This window comes from Streptomyces niveiscabiei (assembly GCF_001419795.1).
Lineage (GTDB): Bacteria > Actinomycetota > Actinomycetes > Streptomycetales > Streptomycetaceae > Streptomyces > Streptomyces niveiscabiei.
Genome location: NZ_LIRL01001099.1, coordinates 1 through 2067, shown reverse-complemented (window position 1 = coordinate 2067; position 2067 = coordinate 1). Strand labels below are relative to the sequence as shown.

Here is a 2067-nt window from a genome sequence, read left to right as displayed (position 1 = left end):
CCCGTACGCCCGCTGGCTCGCCGGCCGTGTCCCGGCCGGCGAGCCAGCGGGCGTACGGGCGCAGGGCGGGGGCGGGTGGGAGCTGTTCGCCCCGGTAGAGGGCGAACAGCTCCGCCAGCAGCAGCGGGACGGACCAGCCGTCGAGCAGCACGTGGTGGTGGGTGAACAGGAGCCGGCTGGTCCGGGGTCCGGTGCGCACGAGCGTGAACCTCAGCAGCGGCGGACGGGCCGGATCGACGGGGACCTCGTCGTCCGCGTCCCGCGTGGACGTGAACAGGAGCCGGGGTGCGGCGGGTACGACGTACAGGGGCCGCTCGGCGCTGTCGCCGGTGAACCCTCCCCCCAGGTGGGGATGGCGGCGCAGCAGTTCGTGGGCCGCCTCCCGGAGCCGTTCGGCGTCCACGTCCCCGTCGAGGTCGAGGGCGAGGCGGACGACGTACGGGTCCTCGGCGTCGTGGCCCGCGTGGAAGAGCAGGCCCTGCTGGAGGGGCGAGGCGGGCAGCAGGTCCGCCAGCTCGCCGTGCGCGGCCTCCAGTTCCTCGATCCGCGCCTGGTCGACGTCGGCCAGCGGGAAGTCGGAGGGCGTGGCGGCGGGCGGGCCGGTGCGGTGGGCGGCGAGGGTGGTGAGGGCGGTGTGCCAGGCGTCCGCGAGTTCCGTGACGGCCGCGCTGTCGAGGACCTCGCCGGGCCAGGTCCACTCCGTGCGCAGGCACGGGCCGCCGGGGCCCTGCTCGATGAACGCGTCCACGGTCAGCGCGTGTCCGAGGGGCTGCGCGGGGTCGGCTTCGCCGCGCAGCGACCCCGGCAGCGGCTGCCACGGCCCGCTCCCCACGGTGTCGAGGCGGCCGAGGTAGTTGAAGGCGATCGGGGCGTGTACGGCGGGGATCCGCCCGGCCGACCGGAGCAGTCCGTGGGTGAGGCCGCCGTGGGGGACGGCCCGCAGCCGTTCCTTGACGCGCTTCACGGCGCGGGCGAGGTCCGCCGCGTCGTCGCCCCGCGCGTCGAGGAGCAGGGGGTGCAGTGCCGTGAACCAGCCCACGGTCCGGGAGAGGTCCAGCTCCGCGAGCCCGTCGAGGTCCGTTTCCCGCCCGTGCCCTTCCACGTCCACCAGCACCGGCCCGCCCCGCGGGTTGCCGCTCCAGCGGTGCAGTGCGGTGGAGAGGGCGGCAAGCAGCACGTCCGGGACCTTCGCGCGGAACCCGGCGGGTACGCCGGCCAGCAGCGGCCGGGTGGCTTCGGCGTCCAGTCTCGTGGTGAGCCGCCCGGCCCGTGCGACGACGTCCCGCCGCGGGTCGAGCGCCCGTGTCCCCACCGGGCCGCCGGGCCGCTCCAGTGCCGTCCGCCACCAGTCCGTGTCCGCCGACGCGTCGGTCTCCCGCAGCCGGTGGGCCCACTCCCGCCACGGTACGGGCACCGGCGCGAGGGGCCCGCCGCCGTACGCCGTCGCGAGGTCGGGCAGCAGGGTCCGCCATGACACGCCGTCCACGGCGAGGTGGTGGACGACGAGCAGGAGCAGGTGGTGGCCCCGCCCGTGCAGCCACACCGCGCGCACCAGCTCTCCCCGCTCCGGGTCGAGCCGTCGCCGCGCGGCCCGGCGCTCCTCGTCGATCACCCGTTCCAGGCCGGCGTCGTCGTCGGCGCCTTCGCGTTCCAGGTCGACCTGGTCCAGCCACCCCCGGCCGGTCTCGCGCACCTCGAAGCCGCCGTCGCCGGTCCGCCGTATCCGCAGGGCGTCGTGCCGGTCGACCACGCGTTGCAGCGCCGCCTCCAGCGCGTCGGCGCTCACCCCCTCGGGCAGCGCGCACACCACGGACTGCGCGAACCCGTCGGCTCTCCCTCCGAGTGAGGCGAGCCACTCCATGACGGGGGTCGCGGGGAAGGGCCCGGTGGGGGCGTACCGGGGCGAGGTCACGGGGTGGTTCTGGGTCTGCCGTCCGGTGACGGCCCTGGCCAGGGCTCTCGGGCTCTGGTGGGCGAACACGTCCCGGGGGTCGACCGCGATCCCGGCCGCGCGGGCCCGGGTGGCGAGCTGCACGGCGAGGATGCTGTCGCCGCCGAGCTGGAAGA

Annotated in this window: 1 protein-coding gene; it reads right to left on the bottom strand. The window is 76.5% G+C overall.

What is annotated here, in order from left to right:
* A partial coding sequence (locus AOK24_RS40470; RefSeq protein ID WP_240554357.1) for a condensation domain-containing protein occupies window positions 1-2067 on the bottom strand: 2067 nt, incomplete at both ends.